The sequence below is a fragment of the uncultured Amaricoccus sp. genome, assembly GCF_937858865.1.
Taxonomy (GTDB): domain Bacteria; phylum Pseudomonadota; class Alphaproteobacteria; order Rhodobacterales; family Rhodobacteraceae; genus Amaricoccus.
This window is the reverse complement of sequence record NZ_CALLYO010000579.1, coordinates 1-1,841: the sequence shown is the minus strand read 5'-3', so window position 1 is coordinate 1,841 and position 1,841 is coordinate 1. Positions and strand designations below refer to the sequence as shown.

At 72.9% G+C, this 1,841-nt stretch carries 2 protein-coding genes; one reads left to right on the top strand and one right to left on the bottom strand.

What is annotated here, in order from left to right:
* A partial coding sequence (gene rocF / locus Q0112_RS17170) for an arginase (RefSeq protein ID WP_297977227.1) occupies positions 1–953 on the bottom strand: 953 nt, incomplete at its 3' end.
* A 137-nt stretch (positions 954–1,090) separates the two neighbouring features.
* On the opposite strand from rocF, the gene Q0112_RS17165 reads away from it, so the two are divergent.
* Positions 1,091–1,519, top strand: coding sequence for an Lrp/AsnC family transcriptional regulator (locus tag Q0112_RS17165; protein WP_297977226.1), 429 nt, complete (start codon positions 1,091–1,093; stop codon positions 1,517–1,519).
* The last annotated feature ends 322 nt before the right edge of the window (positions 1,520–1,841 follow it).

Here is a 1,841-nt window from a genome sequence, read left to right as displayed (position 1 = left end):
ACGGTGCGGCCGAAGAGGCTCGCCACCAGCTCGGTCGCCGCGACGGCGGTGCGCCCGCGCTCGTCGAGGAAGGGGTTGAGCTCCACCACGTCGACCGAGCCGACGAGCCCCGAATCGCACAGCATCTCCATGACGAGATGCGCCTCGCGGTAGGTCGCGCCCCCCGGCACCACGGTGCCGGTGCCGGGCGCCACGGCCGGGTCGAGGAAATCCACGTCGAAGCTCACATGCAGGTGCACGCCGCGCGCGCGCCACCCCGTGATCCGCTCGGCGAGGAGCGCCGAGACGCCGCGCTCGTCGATCTGCCGCATGTCGACGGTATCGACGCCATGCGCCACCAGCCGCGCCTTCTCGCCCGCGTCGATCGAGCGGGCGCCGAAGAGGTGGATGTTCCCGGGCGGCACCGGATGGAACGGCCGGCTCGCCAGGACGGGCCGCAGGCTCTCCTCGCCGGCGAGGAAGGACAGCGCCATGCCGTGCACGTTGCCGCTCGGGCTCGTCTCCGGCGTGTTGTAGTCGGCATGGGCGTCGATCCAGAGGATCGCCAGCTCCCGCCCCTGCTCGCGGCAGCGCCGCGCGACGCCGCTGACCGTGCCCATCGAGATGGAATGGTCGCCGCCGAGGAAGACCGGCACCGCCCCCTCCGCCGCCATGCCGTAGGCATGATCGTGCAGCCGCCGGGTCCAGCCGGCGATCTCCGCCAGGTGGCGGCAGCGCCCGGCCGCCTGCGGCGCCACGCCCGGGTCGACCGGCTCGGCCTCCCAGAGCGTGCCGCGGTCGCTCACCGCGTGCCCGAGGTCGGCGAGCACCCGGGCGATGCCGGCGGTCCGGAGCGCCATCGGCCCCATCAGCGTGCCGCGGGTGCCGGCGCCGAGCTCGAGGCAGGCGCCGAGGATGGGAACGCTGCGGCGGTTCAGCGCCGCCACCTGCGTGGACTGAAGCGTGTCGAGCACATCCTCTCCATGGTTGAGCGCCGCAAGCCGGCCTGTCCATTCACCTAGCCCGCCGCCCGCCTAACGAAAAGCTCGCAAACTGCCGAAGATTGCGCGATATTCTGCCGAATCGCCAACATTTCGCGCCGAAACGCCAGATGCCCGCTCTCGACGACCTCGACCGCCAGCTCATCGCCCTCTTGCGCAACGACGGCCGCCTGCCGGCGGCGACGCTGGCGCGGCAGCTCGGCGTCTCGCGCGGCACGGTGCAGAACCGCATCGACCGCCTGCTGGCCGGCGGGGTGATCCTCGGCTTCACCCTGCGCCTCGCCAGCGAGGGCGCCGGCGCCGGGGTGCGCGCCATCATGGCGATCGAGGTCCGCTCCGCCGACACCCGCGCCGTCCTCGCCGCCCTCCGCCGCATGCCCGAGGTCGGCCGCGTCCACTCCACCAACGGCCGCTGGGACCTCGTCGCCGAGCTCGCCACCCCCGACCTCGCCGCCCTCGACCGCGCCCTCACCGAAATCCGCGCCCTGAAGGCGGTGGCCAACTCCGAGACGAGCATTCTCCTCGCCGAGCTGAAATAGCCCGCCCTCACCCGAGGAGCTGCACTCCGGGAATGCGGGCGGCCTTCCGGTCGAAGGTGACGACAGCGCGCACACCCGCCCGCCGGGCAGCCGCCGCGATCATCTGGTCGCCGAGCCCGGCGCCTCCGCCGCGCCAGGCGGCAACGGACGAGGCCGACCGTGCGCCGCGCCGCACCTCTCAAATGTCTATACGTTGTCTATACGCTCACCCCACCCCAACGATTTCAACCACTTGCAGCCAGGGCACGCGTGCCCCCCCGTGCGCGCCCCCGCCCCACGCCTGCCAAGCCACCTTTCCCTTCCGCGCGCGGGACGCTACTCC